We start from the raw sequence: 19,204 nt of genomic DNA, 5'->3' as shown, positions 1-19,204 counted from the left end.
TTACGCCCGCCGCCGATATTTGATCGCGAACTCATACCCAGGATTCGGAGGAAACAGCTTCGCCACAAGCCGCAGCCGCTCCGCCAGAGCCTGCGGCGCAAGCAGCGGGTACTCTCTCTCCCGCAGTTCCGAATAGTCGAAGTCGACAGAAAGCGAAAGCAGGTAAATCGCGAGCCCATCCGAGAACGCCGCCTCGATGTACTCGCCCTTGGCCTTCTCGTCCACCTTGCCTTTTTCGGCGAGCGCAAGCCCCCGGCTCTCCCACGAATCCTGGCTAGTCTCGCCCCTTACATCCGCCAATGCCTGAGACCAGCAAAGCTCCGCAAACGCCGCCGGAACCCCCGCAACCTCAACAAACCCATGTCCCACGTTGATAAAAAGCTCGAAAGCAATGGCAAACTTGTCCCCAAGCAGCCGTGTCGAGAGAAAAACCCCATCCACCGAAGGCCCAAGCTTCACATTCCGATGGCAGATCGCATCATCCGCAAGCTCAGTCGTATAGGTGGGCGCGATCATCGTCTCGGCATCCCCACCCCTCCGCCCGGCATTCATCGCAAGCGGCACGAAAAAGTATTGTTTCAACCCCAGCTTCCCGGCGACTTCAAGCGGCACTGCCTGAACAAGCCTCTCGAGCTCCTGGTCGGAGAGCCCCGAATCGCCGTACACACCAAAAGCCACGCCATTCGGCGCGTGCCGCAAAATCACATCCCGCGCCACGTCGATCGCGCGCACCAACCCGTTGTCCAAACCCTCTGCCATGAGCGGTATTCTATCTGTAGAAGAAGGTAGCCCTATGACCCCGACTCAGACGAGCAAGCAAACCCGACCCGCTTCTCCCACACCCCGTCTCTCCGGCCAGGGATACTTCTTCGGTGTTCCCGTCGGCGATCTCGGCTGGTTCACCAGCCTCCTCATGGCAACCGCAACAGGCTTCGCCGCCTTCTTCGCCGCGACCTTCGTCGGCATCATCTCGCTTCTTGTGTACAACACCGCAGGCAGCCACGCGATCGACTACTCCTTCGCCTACAAGCGCTTCGGCCTCCCCATCGGCGTCGTCGTTCTCTTCATCGCCTACGCTTACCTGGGAACCCTCTGGGCACGCCGCCAGCTTCGACGCGCCTGATTCAAACCGGATATTCACCCCACGTTCTTTTGTTATCCTCAAGCCTCCACGACATCTGCCTGGAGGCTCGACCCGAAATGTCCATCGCCCGCTCCGCCGTGCATCGGAGCATCTGCTTCGCCACGCTCGCCTGCCTCACCCTCCCCACGCTTCTCCCCGCCCAGAAAAAGTCGCTCGACGCCAAGGCCGAAAAGAAGGCTGAAAGCGCCTACGGCCCGCAGCCCGCGCAGGAAAGCCTCGACCTCACCATGTACCAGCGCATACGCGAAGAAGGCCTCCGCCACTCGCACGTAATGGAATTCGCCGGAGCTCTTAATGACGGCATCGGTCCGCGCCTCACCGGCTCGCCGAATATGGCCAAGGCCAACGCCTGGACCCGCGACACCTTGACTAAGATCGGCCTCGAAAACGCGCACCTTGAAGACTGGGGCGAGTTCGGCATGGGCTGGCAGCAGATCAACACCTGGGTCCGTATGGTCTCGCCCGATCCCGAACCGCTCTGGGCCCAGGCCGCCCCATGGTCGCCGCCCACCAAGGGTCCAATCACCGCCGACGCCGTCTACGTCGAGCTTCAGGACGAAGCCTCGCTCGACAAGTTCAAGGGCAAGCTCTCCGGCAAAATCGTTCTTCTCGGCGCCATGCGCGCCACGCCCGACATTACCGATCCGCTCTTCACCCGCTATACCCCCGAGCAGCTCAAGGAGATGGAGGGCCCCCAGGCTTCGCGTGCCGGAGCCTATCCCATCGCAGAACGTCTCCGCCTCGCCGCCCTACGCACAAAGGCCCTCAAGCTCATGGTCGATGAAGGTGTCGTGGCCATCATCACTCCCTCCCGCGATGGTTCAAGCGGCGGCGGAACCGGCATCATCTTCGACGACAACGGCGCCAACCTCATCCGTGGGGCCCAGACCCGCGAGAACGCCGTCACCATCCCCAACGCCGTCATGGTCGTCGAGCAGTACAACCGCCTCGGCCGTCTCCTCCAGAACAAGGTTCCAGTCACCCTCGAGCTCAACATCGAGACCAAGACCACCGGTGACCACGAGCACGGCTTCAATACCGTGGCCGAGATCCCCGGTACCGATCCCAAGCTGAAGGATGAGGTCGTCATGGTCGGCGGCCATCTCGATAGCTGGATCTCCGGCACCGGCGCTACTGATAATGGAGCCGGCTCCGTCGTAGCGATGGAGGCCGTCCGCATCCTCAAGACGCTCGGCATCAAGCCCCGCCGGACCATCCGCATCGCTCTCTGGTCCGGTGAAGAGCAGGGCCTCTACGGCTCCCTGGGCTATGTGAAGACTCACTTCGGTGACTTCGAGCCCTCCAGGACCCCCGATCCGGCAGGAACACCCTCTTTCATGAGCCGCAACCACGGCCCGCTCAAGACGACAAAAGAGTGGGAGACTCTCGATGCCTACTACAATCTCGATAACGGCACAGGCATGGTCCGCGGCGTCTACACCCAGGGCAACTTCGCCATCGCGCCCATCTTCAAGCAGTGGATCGCCCCGCTCGCCGACCTCGGGGTCTCCACGATCACCACGCGCGACACCGGCGGCACCGATCACCTCGCCTTCGACGCCGTCGGCCTCCCCGGCTTCCAGTTCATCCAGGATCCGATGGACTACGCTACCCGCACCCACCACTCCAACATGGATACCGTCGACCGTCTCCACGCCACCGATCTTGAGGAGGCAGCCGTCGTCGAAGCCATCTTCCTCTACAACACCTCCGAACGCGAAGCCATGATGCCCCGCAAGCCCTTTCCGCATCCCGAAAACGAGAAGCAGCTCTCCGCGCCCATCGAAGGGATCTACCCAAACGCCACCGGCCCTGCGGATACCACCCACTAGCAATCCGTTACAAACAAAAGGAGGCGGGAGCATAAGCTCTCGCCTCCTTTTGCGCCCTAAATCATGCCTAAGCCTTCGGAGCCATCCAGTCCAGCGCCTGCGCGAGGTACCCCTTCATCTCTTTGCGCGGCACGATTGCATCCAGAAACCCATGCTGCAGCAGAAACTCCGACCGCTGGAACCCCTCCGGGAGCTTCTGCCGGATCGTCTGCTCGATCACCCGCGGCCCCGCAAACCCAATCAGCGCACCCGGTTCCGCGATATTCAAATCCCCAAGCATCGCAAAACTCGCTGTAACGCCACCGGTAGTCGGATCCGTCATCACCGAGATATAGGGAATCTTCGCGTCATCCAGCCGGGCAAGCCCGCTCGAGATCTTCGCCAACTGCATCAGCGACGCGATCCCCTCCATCATCCTCGCTCCGCCTGAGGCTGCAACGATGATCAGCGGATTCGACGTCGCCAGCGACCGATCGATAGCCCGGGCAATCGTCTCCCCAACGACCGCTCCCATGCTTCCGCCGATGAACCCATACTCCATCACGCTCATCACAACGTCGTGGGAGCCAATCTGCCCGATTGCATTCACGATCGCATCATTTAACCCGGTTTTCTCCTGCGCCTCCGCCAGCCTTCTCTTGTAAGGCTTCAGATCGCAGAAGTTCAGGGGGTCCGTCGACTTCAGCTCCAGGTCAACCAGTTCAAAACCCGGTTCCATCAGGATCTCGATCCGGCTCCGCGCGTCGATCCGGAAGTGCTTCCCACAGTACATGCAGACCTGAAGGTTCGCTTCTAAATCGGCCTTCCACAGGATCTTCCGGCAGTTGTCGCACTTGATCCAGAGACCCTCCGTCCGTACCGTCTTCTCGGAGTCGTTGATGATCTCGTGATCTTCTCGTTTGAACCAGGTCATTGCTTCATTGCCTTCCGCAAAGCTCCAACCATTGTACCGGCGCGCCGCCTCCCGCGCCCGATCACCTCACTGGTAGGCTTAGGCAGAGCGTTCCTTCCTTGAGGACGCGGAGAACTCGTGCCCTACATCTATATAGACAAAGTCTTCAACGAACTCCGCGAGGAACTCATCTCCGCCATGCACGCGGCCATGGACCGCGAACTGCACAACGGCCGCGTCGACGTCTCCAAGCTCTATCGGTCCTTCACCCGCGCCGCCGCCGGAAAGTGCCCAAACCCTGTCTTCGTCTCCGACAAATGTGTGGAAGAGCACACCGTCCGCCACAACAAGGGCCGCAAACCGGCGGCAGACTGATTCGCCTAATGCCCACAATGATAGGGATGCCCCGCCAGGATCGTGAGCGCCCGGTACACCTGTTCCGCCAGAACCACCCGCGCTAATTGATGCGGAAGCGTCATCAGCCCAAACGACAGCAGTAGATCCGCCCTCTCCCGCGAAGCCGCTGTCCACCCGTCCGCCGGCCCGATCGCCAGCACCAGCCGCCTCACCCCGTCATCCCGAAGCCGCCCAAGCCTCTCGGCAAAGGCCTCCGACGACATCTGTTTCCCCCGCGAATCCAGCAGCACGATAAACGTCCTTCCCCGGCCGCCCTGCTTCTCCACCCAGCCCCAGAACGCCCCCTCATCCAAAAACGACTCCCGCTCGCACGGGCAATAGCGCGCGCTCCGCTGGTGATAATCCGCGATCAGATCGCCCCCCGCCGCCGCCCGTTCCGTGGTGCGTGGCGCAATCCAGCTCTGAACGATCTCCATCATCTCCGTCTCCGCCAAAATCCATACAAACGTAGCACTAAAGTCACTTTTCCCGTTTTTCTACAGAAATTCATATCCGACGCATCGCGTGGCTGCAATAAACCTGAAAACAAGCCGTTTGTGACAGTTTGGAGAATGGCACGAAAGTTGCAAGTCCAACTACAGACAATCCACAAACTTTTCGGGGTTACCATACGCGGGCCTACCGGAAACATAACCGAAGCACCGCATCACGAGCGCCGGTGCTCACACGGAGAAACATAGGATGAAGAAGTTCTTTCCTCTGGCCTTAGCGGCAGCAATGAGTTTTGGCGTCAGCTTCGGGCCAGCAGCGCCGATAAGCTTCGCCCAGGCGGTATCGACGAACGGCGGATCGATCCAGGGTACGATCACCGACCCCAGCAATGCGGTTCTTAGCAAAGCGTCCATCGATATTCGCGGTATCGATACCGGGTTCACCCGGTCTATCACCACCGACTCGGCGGGCTTTTACAGCATCGGACCGCTGAACCCTGGCACCTATGAAGTCTCCGTCAGCACGCCTGGCTTCCAGAAGCTCGTCGTCACCACCGTGGTTCGTACCGGTACGGCGACCAGCGGTAACTTCAAGCTGTCCGTCGGACAGTCGAGCGAGACCATCGAGGTCACCGCCGGCGAGCTTCAGGTGAACACCGAGCAGGCAGGAGTCTCCGACGTCCTCACCAACGAGCAGATTCAGCACCTGCCGATCAATGGACGCAACTTCCTCGACATCGCGCAAATCGAGCCGGGCGTCATCCTCCAGTCGGGTGAGAGCTTCGATCCCACCAAGGCCGGCTATTCCGCTATCTCGGTCGGCGGCGTCTCTGGACGTACCACCCGTATCCTCCTCGATGGTCAGGACATCACGGACGAAACCGTCGGCACGACCATCTTCAACGTCTCGCAGGGTTCCATCTCCGAGTTCCAGCTCAACCGCTCGACGCAGGACGTCTCGGGCGATATCACTTCGACCGGGCAGGTTCTCGTCGCCAGCCAGAGCGGAACCAACCGCATCCACGGCCAGGCCTTCTACAACTTCCAGGATTACCGCGCCGTGTTCGCGGATGTTCAGGGCCAGAAGGCCCCCTTCCAGCGCAACCAGTTTGGTGGAAGTGCCGGCGGCCCCATCTTCAAGGACAAGCTCTTCTTCTTCGGCAACATCGAACGCATCAAGCAGGACAGCGCCACGCCGATCTCGATCGGATCCCAGTTTCCGCAGTATCAGGGCCTATCCCTTACCACTCCCTACAAGGAAACCTATTCGGTTGTCCGCTTGGACTATAACGGTCCCCTCGGCGGTCACTACTTCGTACGTGGCAACTACAACGTAAACTCGGTCGCCAGCGCCTTCGGCGACGGCTTCCAGCGCTATGCGAATCGTGACAATACCCCGGGCATCGCCGGTGGTGCCGACTTCCAGACCGGTCGCTTTACCCACTCCTTCCGCGGCTCCTATGAGAAGTTCCACAACCTGATCTCCGACGCGAGCGGTGGTATCTTCAACCTTCTGCCTGGAATCACGTTCGAGAACGTCGTTCAGAACCTTTACACCGGGCCGAACGACCTCGCCCCACAAGGCACCTTCCAGTCCGACAAGCAGTTCCGTTATGACGGAAGCTGGACTAAGGGCCGTCAAAGCTTCAAGTATGGCTACAGCCTCAACCGTATCCAGGGTGGCGGCTTCGCGGCCTTCTTCGGACTCGCGCCGCGCATCCGCGAGACCTCCGGAACCGCCATTGGCGATCCGACCGATGCCATCAACGGCTACCATGCCAGCTCGATCGTACTTGGAAACGGCTTGGGATTCTTCACCGAGCACTCGGGCTTCGGGCTCATCGGTGGTGGAGTGGGCGACTGGCGTGAAGGCGCTTACATCAGTGACACCATCAAGCTCACGTCGAATTTTACCCTCAACGCCGGCGTCCGCTGGAGCGTCGACACCGGTCGCGCCAACCAGGACCTTGCCACCCCCAACTGCTCGGATATCAGCAGTACGTTGGATCCCAGCCTTCTTCCCTGCACTGGCAGTACGCCACTCTTCTCGGCCTATAACCCCAGCTTCACCCAGAGTCACGTCCACCAGCCCTACGGAAACTTCGCTCCTCAAATTGGCTTCGCGTACGCCCCGGGTAACCACAAGACCGTGCTCACCGGCGCTTACGGCATCTTCTTCGAGGGAGACGTATTCAACAACACCACCAACGCCCGCACCGGCGTCATCAAGCAAGGCGCCTTCTTCAACGACAAATCGATCTGCGCGTCGGGAAACTTCGTGCAGCCCGACGGAACCGTAGTAAACAGCGCGACGGTCGGCGGGGTCACTCGCTCCATCGCATCGATCTGCTCCGGTTCAGTTGCCTCAGCCGCTCCGTATGCAATCGCCCTTCAGCAGCTCTACCAGCAGAACAGCGCTGCAAACGCTACCTCGGCAAACGGCGCCTATATCGGGCAGACGCTCGATGCCGCCGGCATCTACGCCCCCAACTACAAAACCCCTTACTCGCAGCAGTGGAACTTCGGCATCCAGCATGAGATCGCCAAGGGCGCGATCCTTCGTGCGGACTACATCCACAACAGCACCATCAAGATCTCGCAAGAGACCGATCTGAACCATCTTGGGGCCTCCCGCTACTTGAACGTCACTGCGGCCAAGAATGCCATTGCCGCAACAACGGCGGCTGCGGGTTGCGCGGGTGGCTCTTCTCAGGCTGCCATCAATTGCACCATTGCAGCAGCTGGCGAGGGTGCCGGTGGCGCCAACATCCTGGGCGGCAACGGAATACTGCAGTCTTTCGCCGGCAACGGTCTTGACTCCGGTGCGAACTTCAATGGCGGGCTGTCAGCTGGTTTCAATGGTGTGACCCCAAACACCGGTGCTGCCTTCCCTGGTCAGAATCAGCTGCTCGGTTCAGGTGCATTCCTTCAGCCCATCGGCCGTTCTGGCTACGACGCTCTCCAGGTCGTCTTCCGTCAGGCCAAGTCGCATCCGTTCAAATTCGTCGATCGCGGCAATATCCAGGTGTCCTATAACCTGTCTCGTATCGTGAGCAGCAGCAACAACTCCACGGGTGACCAGTTCTTCAGCGGTCTCTCCTACGATAACGACAACCCGAACGCCTACATCGGTCGCGCGAACCTCGACCACAAGCACCAGGTATCCTTCGGCGGCTCCTTCACCATGAAGTACGGACCGCAGATCGGCATCGTCGGCCACTTCAGCTCGGCTGCGCCGACGACCCTGCTCCTCGACAACCCGCTCACCACCGGCAACATCTTCCAGACCGACGTCACCGGTGACGGTACAGTGGCTGATCTGGTTCCCGGAACCCTCCCGGGCGATTACATGCATCGCGTCAAGCCAACCAATCTTGGTGCCTTCATCCAGAACTTCAACAACACCCATGCCAACCAGCTCACCCCGGCAGGACAGGCGCTCGTAGCCGCCGGCCTCTTCACTCAGCAGCAGTTGGTCGCGATCGGTGCAGCCATTCAACCTATCGCCACCCTTCCCCAGGCGCGTGCCCTTGGCAATCCATCCATTCGTGGCATGGATCTGAACTTCTCCTATCCGATTCGTCTCAATCGGTTCCGGGAAGGAATGAGCCTCGAGCCTGCGATCGCCTTCTACAACGTCGGAAACTTCAGCAACTTCGATCCCAGCAAGGGCCCCTCAGGTACTCTGCAGAATGTCGCGGACGGGGGTGACGGGAATGGCGGTACGGTCAACACCTTGACGGGGAATGTCAACGGCTTGGCTGGTCCGGGAGCAATCGAGGCATACCGTGTCGGTCGTGGATCCGGTACCTTCGATCAGGGCGGTCCTCGCTCTACCGAGTTCCAGCTCAAGCTGAACTTCTAACCCTCACCCAGTAAAACGAAATGCGGAGAGCTTCGGCTCTCCGCATTTCTATTTCCAGTAGCCAGGGAAGGCGCAATCCGAGTCAGCCGACAGACGGCGGAACACTACTTCGTGGACTTCTTCTTTGCTGCTGTCTTCTTCGCCGGAACCTTCTTCGCGGCACTCTTCTTCGCCGCAACCTTTGCAGCGACTTTCTTCGCAGCCTTCTTCGCCTTGGCCTTCGGAGCAACCGGTTCTTCCTCGGCCCGTTCTCCCGACAGCGGCTTCTTCGGCGTCTTCACCCGCGCCGCCGCAATCGACGCCTTCAACTCCTCATTGAGGTCGTCGACACTGATCGTGGTCGCCGACTTCCTCAGCCGTTCCAGCCCATAGAACGCCCGCTTCTCTGGCGAGAACACATGGACGATGAAGTCCACGTAATCCATCAGCACCCATTCTCCCTGTCGGCGTCCCTCAACCGAGTTCGGATACACGCCGAAGTCCCGCTTGAGCCGGATCTCGATCTCGTCGGTGATCGCGACGTTCTGGCGGTCGTTGGTGCCGTTGCAGATCAGGAAGTAGTCGGTGAGTCCACTCTCCGACGGGTCGAGCTTGAGGATCCGGATATCTTCGGCTTTCTTGTCTTCGCAGGCGGCCGCCGCGGTGAGCAAGAGCTGGTAGCTTTCGGTAGAGGCCATCCCTCTATGGTATCGGGTTGTCGCCCCACAAACCAGCGTCAAACCGTCTTATTGCCGTCGATAGAGGCCGTGCTCCTCGATATACCGCAGCACCTGGACCGGAACGAGATCCTGGCACCGCAGCCCTTCACGCAGCCGTTCGCGCACATCCGTCGCCGACACGTCCTCATGCACCGTCTCGAGCAGGTGCTTCCCCCCCCCAGCTTCGGCAATCTCCACTGAATATCCCGGGCGAGTCACCACGATCCACTCCGCGAGCGACCTCAGCCTGTCCGGCTCCCGCCACCGCGGCATATCCTTGAACGCATCCACGCCGACGACGCAAAAAAGCTCAGCGCCCGGAAACCTCGCGCCGAGCCGGACAAGCGTATCCACGGTGTAATTGGGAGTTCCATCCCCAGTCGGCGCATCCATATCCGACGCCACCAGCCGTGAGTCCCCCTCACAAGCAAGCCGTACCATCGCAAGCCGATCCTCGAACGAAGCAATCAGCGCATCCCGCTTCAGAGGCTGCCGCCCCACCGGCGCAAACAGCACCCGATCAAGCCGAAACGCATCGGCCGCAGCCTTGGCGATCGCCACATGCCCCCGGTGCGGCGGGTCGAAGCTTCCACCGAACAGCGCGACCCGCATCCGCCTAGCTGGACCGCCGCCTCGCCGAACTCGGCGGTGGCGGATACGCGGGCTTCGTCTTCTCCGGGGCAGGCGCCTCTTCCTCGAGCGAGATCGGCCGATGCGTCGCCACCAGTTCCGCCAGAGCGAACTTCAGTGGCTCAATCCCCTCGCCCGTCACTGCCGACATCGCATAGAAGGGAAGCTTCCGCCTTTTCGCCATCGCCGTCAGCTTCTTGAGCTTCTCCGGGTTCGCGACATCAATCTTCGCCGCCACAAGCACGGTTGGCTTCTTCACCAGCTCGGGATCGAAGCTCTTCAACTCCTCGGTGATCACCTTGTAGTCCTCGACAGGATCCTCGCGCCCCGACCCATCCGACACATCGACAAGGTGCACGATCACGCTCGTCCGTTCGATATGCTTCAGAAACTGGATCCCCAGCCCCGCCCCAAGGTGCGCCCCTTCGATCAGCCCCGGCAGATCCGCCACGGTAAACGACTGCGTATGCGGCCAATCCCCCACCGACACGACCCCAAGGTTCGGCTCAAGCGTCGTAAACGCATAATCCGCCACCTTCGGCTTCGCCGCCGAAATCCTCGAAATCAACGTCGACTTCCCGACATTCGGGTACCCGACCAACCCGGCATCTGCCAGCAGCCGCAACTCCAGCCGATAGTTCCGCTCCTCACCCGCTCGCCCAAGCTCATGCTCTCGCGGAGCCTGGTGCGTACTGGTCGCAAAGTGTTGATTCCCGCGCCCGCCGCGCCCGCCCTTGGCGATCACGATCTGATCATTCAGCCGGGTAAAGTCATGGATCAGCTCGCCGGTATCGTCGTCGAAGAGCAGCGTGCCCAGTGGCACCTGCAGCACCGTATGCTCGCCCGAGTACCCTGAGCAGTTCGACCCCAACCCGTGCCCGCCGCGCTGTGACTTATGCTCCGGATTGAACCGGAAGTGCACCAGCGTATTGTGGCTCAACGACGCCGACATGACGACGTCTCCGCCGTGCCCGCCGTCCCCGCCCGACGGCCCCCCGCGCGGCACGAACTTCTCCCGCCGGAACGCCATGCAGCCGTTTCCACCGTCTCCGGCTTTTACTCGAATTCTTGCTTCATCAATAAACATCGCAATCTCTAGTGTAACGGAAGAGGCTGGACATCGCTCCGGAGACCACGCTACACTAACCCCTCACCCAAAGCACTTATAGCCTGGTACCTCCCCTGGAGCGACCGGAGCAAAGGATCCGCCGAAGCCCTGTGATCCGATCACACGCTCGTGCCCACTAGGCGCTCCGTCATCTCCCGTTAACCGGAGTATGTAACTTTTGACCTACACCACTCACCAGTTCGCAGGACCTGGAAAGGCTACGCGCCGAATTCAGCAGTGAACCGGAAGTTCCCCCTCTTACTCTAGGAGATCCAGATGACCAACAACGTACTCAATAGAAAGCTGCGAGGGTGTTTCGCCCCCCTCGTCCTCTTCGGCTTGACTGCTCTCGCATCCGCCCAATCGACCACCCAGGGAGCCATCTCCGGCACAGTGTTCGACTCATCGGACGCAGCCGTCCCCGGTGTTGAGGTCGCGATTCATAACGACGGAACGAACGCTGAAGTTGTCCTGAAGAGTGACGGCAGCGGTTTCTACAAAGCGCCGCAACTCCCCCCCGGCACCTACACGGTGACCTTCACCTTCCCCGGCTTCAACACCCAGCGTTCCTCGGACGTAAGCGTTCAGGTTAACTTCGTCACGGAAGTCAGCCCACATCTCAAGGCCGGCGGTGAGACCCAGGTCGTTGAAGTCACTGCGCAGGCTCCCGTCCTCAAGTTCGATACCCCGGCCTATGGTGGTCAGCTCTCGAACCAGGAGATCGAGAACATCCCCATCAACAACCGCCGCTGGTCGAGCCTTTCGCTGCTCACTCCCGGCGTGACCAATGACGCTCAGGGCTTCGGACTCATCTCCTTCCGCGCCATCCAGCCTCAGCTCAACAACGTCGAGATCGACGGCGCCGACGACAACCAGGTCTTCTACGGCGAAGAGCGTGGCCGCACTCGCGCCGGCTACTCCACCGCCCAGACCGCGATTCGCGAGTTCCAGATCAACACCGGCGTCTACTCGGCCGAATTCGGACGCGCCGTGGGCGGGGTCATCAACTCGGTCACCAAGAGCGGCACCAACCAGTTTCACGGCGAACTGTACTTCTATCACCGCGATCAGCAGTGGAGCGCATCCAACCAGTTCACCAGCACCATCGCCTACGATCCAGTCGCCGGTACCGCAAGCAAGGTCTTCTTCAAGCCCAAGGACAAGCGCAACCAGTATGGCTTCGGGGTCGGCGGCCCGCTGATCAAGGATAAGCTCTTCTTCTTCTATGCCTTCGACCGCTTCCAGCGCGTCTTCCCGGGGACCGGCTCCGCTGCCTCCGCCTCCTTCTACACCCCGCTCACCGCTGCGCAGTCTGCCACGCTGGCTACCAGCATTCAGAACGGCACTGGCGTTGCGACGAGCGCCACGACGGCATCCGCGGCCTATAACAACCTCATCGCTGCCGCCAACACCGACCTCGGGACCACGCCGCGCATCGGCTTCCAGATCATCAACACCCCCAAACTCGACTACCAGATCAACGCGAAGAACACGGTCAGCCTCCTCTATCACCGCCTCCGCTGGGATTCCCCTGGCGGCGTTCAGACGCAGTCGAACGTCTTCTACGGCAAGGAAGGCTTCGCCCAGGATTTCGTGAAGCTGGATTACACCCTGGCCAAGCTCGATACGACCATCAACTCCAACCTCACCAATGAAGCACGGTATCAGTATGGTCGCGAGCTCAACGATGAGAGCGCCCTGCCGAACGGCAGCTTCGTCAACAAGTACCTCACCTTCAACGGCAATACCCCGCAGGTCAACCTCAACAACGGATCACAGGGATTCATCGCCGGCCAGCCCTACTACGCCTTCCGCCCCGCGCTTCCTGATGAGCGCAAGTGGCAGATCGGCGACACCGCCCTTGCCCAGATTGGCCGGCACGCCGTCAAATTCGGCCTCGACATCGTGCACAACTACGATCTGCAGAACACTCTCGGTTACTCCGGCTACTCGCCGAATGGAACCTATAACTACACATCGATCCTCGCTTTCGCGCAGGATGCGCTGAGCGGGGTCGGCGGAGGCTGCGGCACGACCGCTGGGGGTGTCTACACACCGGCTGGCTGCTACAGCTACTTCCACCAGACGGTCGGTGGAACGACCTTCGATCTCGCCACCGTCGACTACGGCTTCTTCGCGCAGGATGACTGGAAACTCACGCCCCGCCTCACGCTCAATCTGGGTGTTCGCTACGACTACGAGTCCATCCCCGGACAGCAGGCGAACCTCGTGGTCTCCAGCTTCGCCCCCAGCGCAAACCAGATCAGTGACAAGAACAACATTGCCCCGCGCCTCGGCTTCGCCTACGACCCCTTCGGCCTCGGCAAGACCGTCGTCCGTGGCGGCTTTGGCATCTACTATGGCCGGATTCCCAACGTCAACATCCTCGGCGCCCGGTTTGCCTCAGGTGCTGCCGCGGGTCAGTTGAGCTACAACATCCCGTCCCCCACTTCCGCCGGCGCTCCCCTGTTACCGGCGCTCCCCTCCAGCTTCGTCGGGCAGACACCCGATATTCAGTACATCGATTCGCACTTTCAGAATCCCTACACCGAACAGTTCGACCTTGCTGTGCAGCAGGATCTCGGCTGGGGCACCGTGCTTTCGCTCAGCTACCTCGGTGCCCTCGGCCGTGAGCTCCCCAACAGCCTCAACCTCAACATCAACCCGGCCAACGCCTACACCGTCAACTACACCGTGCTTGCGGGCACGGATGGCACCTGCGGAACGTTGACGTGCGGTGCCGTCATCCCGGTCAAGGTCTATGGCCAGCGTCGCGCCGGGTCGAGCGCCAGCGTAAACCTTAACCCCGCGTACGGTGCCGTCTATGCCGGGGTCAGCAACGTCAACTCGAACTACCATGGAGCCACCGTCGGCGTTACGAAACGCGCCAACAACTTCCTGAGCTTTGACATCAACTACACCTGGTCGCACGCGCTCGACTACAACCAGACCTCCGTCACCGGCTTCAGCAGCAACAACTTCTTTGACCCCTACGGCAACGCCAAGGCGAACTACGGAAACTCGTACCTCAACGTGCGCCATCGGGCCGTCGGCTGGGCTATCCTCAACCTCCCCGGCACCAGGGGGCACCGCTTCGTGGACGGAGCCACCAACGGCTGGTCGATCAAACCCGCATTGCAGGTGCAATCCGGTCTTCCGTACAGCGCATCCGTCAACGGCACCACGGCCCCTGCGCAATGCACCGCAACCGGCTGCCTCCAGGCCGTCAACAGCGGTCTCTCCGGTCTTGCCGTCACGTATCTCCCAGCGGTCGGTCGCAATACCAACACCTACCCACGCGACCTCGTGATCGACGTCCGCATCCAGAAGGACTTCAAGCTCACGGACCGCTTCAATCTTCAGTTCGTCGGCGAAGCCTTCAACGTCGCCAATTTCCAGAACATTACCAGCCTCGTGACGACCGCTTACAATGTCGCCTCAACATCGAACGCAACGAGTTCCTCGGGAACCCTCACCTATCAGCCCCGCACCGCAACCGGCGGCTTTGGCTACGTCAACTCCGTCAACAGCAACTTCGCCTACAGCCCGCGCAACATTCAGGCTGGAGCGCGATTGTTCTTCTAGACAACAACCATTGCGTCCGAACGAGCGGCAGCTTCGGCTGCCGCTTTTTATTTAGCGTTCCAAAAGGGAACCCGCGTCGTAGAATTCCTCTCACCAGGATTCCGCCCGGCGTATCTGTCGTTGCCTTACCCGGTTCACCACAAGACCCTTCCCCCTCACCGCAGAGCAGTACTAGGGGAGTCATCGTGCCAACACCACTCCGCATCGCCCCGGCCACACCGGGAGTTCGCCCGTATTCCACCCTCGTCTTGGGCGTCCTCCTCGCCGCGCAGCTACAACGGCTTTCCGCCCAGTCCGCAACCGACGGCGCGATCTCCGGCCGCATTCCCGGCAGCGTAACGATCATCGCCCGCGAAACCGAAACCGGGCTCAGCATGAGTACGCATTGCTCCCGCACCGGCTACTTTCTCCTCGCCCACCTCCCGCCCGGAGACTATACGATCGAGCTGACCAGTCCGGACGGTCCTCCGCAACGCCGCACTCACATCCCCGTCCATCTGGGCCTCGTCACTCCCCTCCTGCAAACGACCGAACACTCCCGTCCGAGTGCCGAGAGCCAGGCCGAAGCCCCCGAAGCCGCCGTCCCCGACTCCAACTCCCAGGACGAATCCCTCCCCACCTACGCCGGCCTTCCTGCCACCCAGAACTCCCTCCATCTCGACGGTGGCGACCAGACGCAGGGCTTCTCTTCCACCCCCCAGGGCTCCGGCACACCGGTCGATCCAGAGCTCTCCGACGAGTCCGGCCAGGGCCTCTCCGACATCAGCGCCACAAGCCGCAATGCCTCCGCCCGCTCTATCCGCAACGCCGCCACGCCCTTCACCTTCGCTCACGCCGCCATCCGCGAGTTCCACCTCACCGGGAACACCTACTCCGCGCTCTATGGACACGCCGCCGGAGGCATTCTCACCACGACCACCCGCAGCGGTACCGTGCGTTTCCACGGCTCAGCCTTCGGCGCCGTCCGCGATAGCGCCTTCGCCGCTACCAACCCCTACGCCGAGGCCACCACCTACAACAGCGGCGCAATCACCAGCGCCGCCGTAAAGCCCCACGACGCTCGCCAGCAGTTCGGAGCCACCGCCTCCGGCCCCATCGTTCCCCGCCGCATCTTTTTTTTCGGAGCCTACGAAGGTCAGCGTCGAGGCTTCCCTGCCATCTCGTCACCCGAAGACCCCAGCTTCTACACCCTATCCGCCACCCAACGCGCCCTCCTCGCCAACCGAGGCGTATCCACCGCGAAGACCAACACCGCCCTCAACTATCTCGATAGCCTCACCGGCTCAACTCCCCGCCGTTCTGACGGCGACGTAGCCTTCGCCAAGCTCGACCTCCGCCCGGCAGAACGTCTCAACGGCAGCCTGCAATACAACCGAGCCCGCTGGAACCAGCCCGCCGCCGCCCTCAGCACACCTGTCGTCTCCCGCGCCCGCGCCAGCATCGGCAATACCGGAGACAAGGTCGACACCGCCCTGGCCCGCATCCTCGTCCGGCCAACCGAGAGCCTGGCCAACGACCTCCGCCTCCAGTACGGCCGCGAGCTCCAGACCCAGACCCCGCAAACGCCACTCCCCCAGGAGCCCGCCATCGCCCCCAACGGCCTCGCTCCCGAAGTCGCCATCAGCCCCCAGGGCCTCATCTTCGGAACCCCTGCCAACCTCGGCCGCGCCGCCTACCCCGACGAGCGCCGCCTCCAGTTCGCCGACCTCGTCTCCTTCGCCCACGGCCGCCAGCACCTCCAGGCCGGCATCGACTTCGCCGCCGTCCACACCCGCGTCTCCGCCCTCAACAATCAGGAAGGAACCTTCCAGTACGACAGCGGAGCCACCCACGGCCGCGCCGGAGGCCTCGTCGACTGGATCACCGACTATACCTTCAACGTCAACGCCTACCCCAACGGCGGCTGCCCCTCCATCACCGCCGCCGACCACCTCTTCTGCTTCCGGACCTTTACTCAGAGCTTTGGCCAGCAGCAGGTTGTCTTCAACACCCAGCAATGGGCCGGCTTCCTCCAGAACGACATCCGCATCATCCCCCGACTCACCCTCCACGTCGGTGCCCGCTACGACTACGATCGCCTCCCACCTGCTCAAAACCCCAACTCCGCCCTCGACGCCCTCTTCCCCCAGGCCTCCACTCGCCTGTTCCCCCAGGATCGAAACAACATCGCCCCCCGCCTCGGCCTCTCCCTCCAGGCCATCGGCTTCACCTTCCACGCTGGCTACGGTCTCTTCTACGGACGCCTCCCCGGCGCCACCATCCGCGCCGCCCTCCTCAACACTGACCTCCCCACCAGCACCACCCGCATCCGCATTACCCCGAGCACTACCACCGCCTGCCCCCAGGTACAGAACCAGGGCTTCGGCTATCCCTGCGCATACCTCGCCTCACCCGCCGCCGCGCTCCAGGACACAACCGCCGCCACCCTCTTCTCCAACCGTTTCCGTCTCCCCATGGTCCAGCAGGCATCCTTCACGGCCGAGCGCGAACTCCCTCTCGGCCTCACCGCTCTCGCCACCTACCGCGTCAACGTGGACCGCCAGCTCCCCAGCACCACCGACCTCAACATAGCCCCGAGCACTACCAAAACCATCTACCAGCTCCAGGGTGGCCCCGGCGTCCTCGGAGCTATGGACGGCGAAACCTTCGCCCTGCCCCTCTACACCGCCCGCCTCACGCCCACCGTAGGCCCCGTCACCGCCATTACCTCGACTGCCAACGCCACCTACCACGCCCTAACGGTAGAAGCCCGCCGCGCCTCCCAGACCTTCTCCTTCATCACCAGCCTCACCTGGTCCCGCGCCATCGACGACAACCCCACCCAGGGCGCCATCCCCCGCCAGAACAACCAGCTCGACCCCTTCACCAACCGCTACGACAAGGGCCTCTCTACCCTCAACTTCCCCTTCCGCTTCGTCGCGACCGCCACCCTCCGCCCCCGTCTCACGACCCCGAATCGCACCCTCCGCCTCGCCCTCAACGGCTGGGCCCTGACCCCCATCTTCTTACGCCGCAGCGGCTCTCCGTACACCTACACCCTCTTCGGCGGCACCTACCTTCCCGGCGGCCACGAGAGTCTCAACGGCTCCGGCGGAGCCCTCTACCTCCCCACCGTAGGCCGCAACACCCTCCAGCTCCCCACCGCCACCACACTCGACCTCCGCCTCGCCCGCGCCGTCCGCCTTTGCGAATCCCTCATCCTCACCGCCTCCGCCGAGGCCTACAACCTCGCCAACCACGTCAACATCGCCGGCGTCACCCAGCGCGCTTACCTCGTCGGCGACCTCAACTCCCTCGGAACCCCCGCCGCCCCCATCACGCCCCTCACCTATCAGGACGCCCCCACCATCGCAGCCGAAGGCATCACCTCTCGCCCATTCGGGTCCTACACCGACTCCGGAACCTCCACCTCCCGGTCCCGCCAGCTCCAGTTCACCCTCCGCCTTGAGTTCTAGCCCTCCATCCGATTCCCACCTCCAACGCAAGCTGCTATCGTCAGAGTTCGCATCAAACCGCAGAACGACAGCGTAGGAGCTTCATGGGAATCCTCGGCATCATCGCGCATCACGGGTATGCCGTCACAGCAATCGTCCTCTTCGCCGCCGCCAGCGGTCTCCCACTCCCCTGCTCGGTCGTCCTCCTCGGCGCCGGCGCTGCCTCCCACACCGTCCTGAAGCTCTGGCTCGTCCTCCCTCTCGCATGGGGCGCCGCTGTCTTGGGAGACTCGCTCCTCTACTTCGGTGGAAAGTACACCGGTTGGTGGCTCCTCTCCGGCCTCTGCCGCATGTCGCCCAACCCCGAAAACTGCATCTTCCGCTCCGCCGAGTACTTCTACCGCCGCGGCCCCAAGACCCTCCTCTTCGCCAAGTTCGTCCCCGGCCTCGCCTCCATGGCCGCGCCCCTCGCCGGCTCGTTGAACATGCGCTTCACCCGCTTCCTGCGCATGGATGCTCTCGGCGTCCTCGGCTACGTCGGCTCCTGGATGCTCGGCGGCTATCTCTTCAGCGCCTTCATCAACGATATTGTCCGTTGGGTCAACGAGCTCGGCCACGCCGTCACCGTTGTCGTCATCTGCCTCCTCCTCCTTTACGGGGCCATGTACTGCATCAGCAAACTCCGCGCCCGCAAGTACCGCCGTATCGAGCGTGTCAGCGCCGCCAGCCTTCACCAGCGCCTCCAGTCCGAAGACCCCGGCAAGCTCGTCATCATCGCCGACGTCCGCAGCCACGGCTACTACGACCCAGGCGGGCAGCGCATCAAGAACTCCATCCGCGTCGAACCCAGCCGCCTGAAAGAGGAACTCGTAGCCCTCCGCGAGTTCATGGCCCCCGAGTGCGAAATCTATCTCTACTGCTCCTGCATCAAGGACACCACCAGCGTCCGTATCGCCCACATGCTCGAGCAGGAAAATTGCAAGACCTCCGTCATCGAAGGCGGCCTGAAAGCCTGGATCAAAGCCGGCGGAGCCGTAGAAATGGTTCCCTCCAGCGACATTGAGCACCTGCCCCGCTTCGAATAAAGAGCCAACAATGGGTGCACCATCCTTTCCGACGGTCTCATCGTCGGATAGGGTGGGGTATCGAGCGAAGCGAGACCGCTTTC

13 protein-coding genes are annotated in these 19,204 nt (G+C 62.0%); 7 read left to right on the top strand and 6 right to left on the bottom strand.

Annotated elements, in window-relative coordinates:
- Window positions 1-759, bottom strand: a complete 759-nt coding sequence (locus tag GRAN_RS07960; protein WP_128912381.1) for a hypothetical protein — start codon at window positions 757-759, stop codon at window positions 1-3.
- 34 nt (window positions 760-793) lie between these two features.
- Here GRAN_RS07960 and GRAN_RS07955 point away from each other — a divergent pair, with 34 nt between their 5' ends.
- Window positions 794-1,123 (top strand): hypothetical protein, encoded by a 330-nt coding sequence (locus tag GRAN_RS07955; RefSeq protein ID WP_128912380.1) that lies wholly within the window; start codon window positions 794-796, stop codon window positions 1,121-1,123.
- Between the two features lie 77 nt (window positions 1,124-1,200).
- Window positions 1,201-2,976 carry a M20/M25/M40 family metallo-hydrolase gene (locus tag GRAN_RS07950; protein WP_128912379.1) on the top strand — a complete coding sequence of 592 codons (1,776 nt, stop codon included), beginning with the start codon at window positions 1,201-1,203 and terminating at the stop codon, window positions 2,974-2,976.
- 67 nt (window positions 2,977-3,043) lie between these two features.
- On the opposite strand, the gene accD is transcribed toward GRAN_RS07950, so the two are convergent.
- Window positions 3,044-3,889, bottom strand: coding sequence for an acetyl-CoA carboxylase, carboxyltransferase subunit beta (gene accD, locus GRAN_RS07945; RefSeq protein WP_128912378.1), 846 nt, complete (start codon window positions 3,887-3,889; stop codon window positions 3,044-3,046).
- Between the two features lie 117 nt (window positions 3,890-4,006).
- Between accD and GRAN_RS07940 the strand changes: the two genes are divergently transcribed.
- Window positions 4,007-4,243 carry a hypothetical protein gene (locus GRAN_RS07940; protein ID WP_128912377.1) on the top strand — a complete coding sequence of 79 codons (237 nt, stop codon included), beginning with the start codon at window positions 4,007-4,009 and terminating at the stop codon, window positions 4,241-4,243.
- A 5-nt stretch (window positions 4,244-4,248) separates the two neighbouring features.
- Here the strand turns inward: GRAN_RS07940 and GRAN_RS07935 are convergent, their stop codons facing one another.
- Complete coding sequence (locus GRAN_RS07935; protein WP_241654402.1) at window positions 4,249-4,704, bottom strand: 23S rRNA (pseudouridine(1915)-N(3))-methyltransferase RlmH; 456 nt, start codon at window positions 4,702-4,704, stop codon at window positions 4,249-4,251.
- Window positions 4,705-4,966: 262 nt separating this feature from the next.
- Between GRAN_RS07935 and GRAN_RS07930 the strand changes: the two genes are divergently transcribed.
- The gene (locus tag GRAN_RS07930; RefSeq protein WP_128912376.1) at window positions 4,967-8,581 is read left to right on the top strand and encodes a TonB-dependent receptor; all 3,615 of its coding nucleotides are present in this window, start codon (window positions 4,967-4,969) and stop codon (window positions 8,579-8,581) included.
- Between the two features lie 104 nt (window positions 8,582-8,685).
- On the opposite strand, the gene rsfS is transcribed toward GRAN_RS07930, so the two are convergent.
- Genes rsfS through obgE form a run of 3 tightly spaced genes read right to left on the bottom strand, consistent with a single transcriptional unit; the run spans window position 8,686 to window position 10,996 of the window.
- Entirely contained in the window at window positions 8,686-9,258 is a 573-nt protein-coding gene (gene rsfS, locus GRAN_RS07925; protein WP_128912375.1) for a ribosome silencing factor, read from the bottom strand.
- Between the two features lie 48 nt (window positions 9,259-9,306).
- Window positions 9,307-9,891 (bottom strand): nicotinate-nucleotide adenylyltransferase, encoded by a 585-nt coding sequence (gene nadD, locus GRAN_RS07920; RefSeq protein WP_128912374.1) that lies wholly within the window; start codon window positions 9,889-9,891, stop codon window positions 9,307-9,309.
- A 4-nt stretch (window positions 9,892-9,895) separates the two neighbouring features.
- Entirely contained in the window at window positions 9,896-10,996 is a 1,101-nt protein-coding gene (gene obgE / locus GRAN_RS07915; RefSeq protein ID WP_128912373.1) for a GTPase ObgE, read from the bottom strand.
- A 297-nt stretch (window positions 10,997-11,293) separates the two neighbouring features.
- On the opposite strand from obgE, the gene GRAN_RS07910 reads away from it, so the two are divergent.
- The 3 genes from GRAN_RS07910 (at window position 11,294) to GRAN_RS07900 (ending at window position 19,121) form a co-directional block, all read left to right on the top strand.
- Complete coding sequence (locus GRAN_RS07910; protein WP_128912372.1) at window positions 11,294-14,602, top strand: TonB-dependent receptor; 3,309 nt, start codon at window positions 11,294-11,296, stop codon at window positions 14,600-14,602.
- A 185-nt stretch (window positions 14,603-14,787) separates the two neighbouring features.
- The gene (locus tag GRAN_RS26625) at window positions 14,788-18,057 is read left to right on the top strand and encodes a TonB-dependent receptor (protein WP_128912371.1); all 3,270 of its coding nucleotides are present in this window, start codon (window positions 14,788-14,790) and stop codon (window positions 18,055-18,057) included.
- A gap of 83 nt (window positions 18,058-18,140) precedes the next feature.
- Window positions 18,141-19,121: a VTT domain-containing protein gene (locus tag GRAN_RS07900; RefSeq protein ID WP_128912370.1), complete on the top strand. Its 981-nt coding sequence runs from the start codon at window positions 18,141-18,143 to the stop codon at window positions 19,119-19,121.
- Window positions 19,122-19,204 lie beyond the last annotated feature (83 nt).

Origin of the sequence: Granulicella sibirica (assembly GCF_004115155.1) — a bacterium.
Taxonomy (GTDB): Bacteria; Acidobacteriota; Terriglobia; order Terriglobales; family Acidobacteriaceae; genus Edaphobacter; species Edaphobacter sibiricus.
The sequence above is the reverse complement of the archived record's forward strand: the minus strand, read 5'-3'. Positions and strand labels throughout refer to the sequence as shown.

Coding starts and splice junctions, on each gene's coding strand:
- GRAN_RS07960 (WP_128912381.1), bottom strand. CDS start 759: ATGGCAGAGGGTTTGGACAACGGGTTGGTGCGCGCGATCGACGTGGCG.
- GRAN_RS07955 (WP_128912380.1), top strand. CDS start 794: ATGACCCCGACTCAGACGAGCAAGCAAACCCGACCCGCTTCTCCCACA.
- GRAN_RS07950 (WP_128912379.1), top strand. CDS start 1,201: ATGTCCATCGCCCGCTCCGCCGTGCATCGGAGCATCTGCTTCGCCACG.
- accD (WP_128912378.1), bottom strand. CDS start 3,889: ATGACCTGGTTCAAACGAGAAGATCACGAGATCATCAACGACTCCGAG.
- GRAN_RS07935 (WP_241654402.1), bottom strand. CDS start 4,704: ATGATGGAGATCGTTCAGAGCTGGATTGCGCCACGCACCACGGAACGG.
- GRAN_RS07930 (WP_128912376.1), top strand. CDS start 4,967: ATGAAGAAGTTCTTTCCTCTGGCCTTAGCGGCAGCAATGAGTTTTGGC.
- rsfS (WP_128912375.1), bottom strand. CDS start 9,258: ATGGCCTCTACCGAAAGCTACCAGCTCTTGCTCACCGCGGCGGCCGCC.
- nadD (WP_128912374.1), bottom strand. CDS start 9,891: ATGCGGGTCGCGCTGTTCGGTGGAAGCTTCGACCCGCCGCACCGGGGG.
- obgE (WP_128912373.1), bottom strand. CDS start 10,996: ATGTTTATTGATGAAGCAAGAATTCGAGTAAAAGCCGGAGACGGTGGA.
- GRAN_RS07910 (WP_128912372.1), top strand. CDS start 11,294: ATGACCAACAACGTACTCAATAGAAAGCTGCGAGGGTGTTTCGCCCCC.
- GRAN_RS07900 (WP_128912370.1), top strand. CDS start 18,141: ATGGGAATCCTCGGCATCATCGCGCATCACGGGTATGCCGTCACAGCA.